Origin of the sequence: Isoptericola sp. NPDC060257 (assembly GCF_042726645.1) — a bacterium.
GTDB lineage: Bacteria > Actinomycetota > Actinomycetes > Actinomycetales > Cellulomonadaceae > Isoptericola > Isoptericola nanjingensis.
In genome coordinates this window covers 1-1,123 of sequence record NZ_JBHXAW010000512.1, presented here as the reverse complement: position 1 = coordinate 1,123, position 1,123 = coordinate 1, and the positions used below count along the sequence as shown (strand labels likewise).

Here is a 1,123-nt window from a genome sequence, read left to right as displayed (position 1 = left end):
CACCGCCCCTGCGGCGTCCCGGGTGGCGAGGCGCGCGGCGCGGGCCTGCCGGGTGCCGTCGGCCGTGAGGATGACCAGCGCCACCCACACGAGCACGAACCCGGCCCAGCGGGTGGGCGGCATGTGCTCGCCGAAGACCAGCAGGCCCAGCAGGAACTGCAGCACCGGGGTCAGGTACTGCAGCATCCCGACCACGGACAGCGGGAGCCGGCGCGCGGCGGCCGAGAAGAGCAGCAGGGGCAGCCCGGTGATGACGCCGCACGCGGCGAGCAGGAGCGCGTGCCCCGCGCCCTCCGTCGTAAACGTGCCGACGCCCGTGGCGCCGAGCACCACGAGGTACGCCAGGGCGAACGGGGTCGCCACGGCCGTCTCCGCGGCAAGCCCGGGCAACGCGCCGACGTCGCGCCCCACCCGGTTCTTCACCAGGGAGTAGAGCCCGAAGGCGCCCGCGAGGACGAGCGCGATCCACGGAAGGCCGCCGACCCCGGTGGAGATCACCACGACGGCCGCGGCGCCGAACCCGAGCGCCACCCACTGGGCCGCCCGCAGGCGCTCGCGCAGCACGAGCACGCCGAGGAGCACGGTCAGCAGCGGGTTGATGAAGTACCCGAGGGCGGCGTCCAGCACGTGGCCGGAGAGCACCGCGTACACGTACGTGGTCCAGTTCGCGATGATCAGCACGGACGCGACGGCGAGCGCGCCCATGACGCGGCCGTTGCGCAGGACGGCGACGAACGACCCGAACGTGCGCGTGACGAGCAGGAGCACCACGCAGAACACGAGGCTCCACACCACGCGGTGGGCGATGATCTCGACGGGGCCGGTGGGCTCGAGCAGCGGGAAGAACAGGGGCATCGCGCCCCAGAGGACGAACGCCGAGAGGCCGAGCGGCAGCCCCCAGCGGTCGGGGGAGGAGGGGGACGTCACCGCCTCAATGTAGGGCCCGGGGGACCGTGCGGGCGGTCGTGACGCGGGCCACGGCGAGACGATTTCCGCCGGGACCCTCCGGGGCGTTATGGTTCTACCCGCGAGCTCGTCCGCGAGCCCGCACGGCAGGTTGCCCGAGCGGCCAAAGGGATCTGACTGTAAATCAGACGGCTCAGCCTTCGGGGGTTCGAATCCC

At 73.0% G+C, this 1,123-nt stretch carries 1 protein-coding gene; it reads right to left on the bottom strand.

The annotated features are described in order from the left end of the window. Positions 1-927 (bottom strand): EamA family transporter RarD (gene rarD / locus ACFWEK_RS21780; RefSeq protein ID WP_430555402.1); only part of this gene is annotated, 927 nt, incomplete at its 3' end. Positions 928-1,123 lie beyond the last annotated feature (196 nt).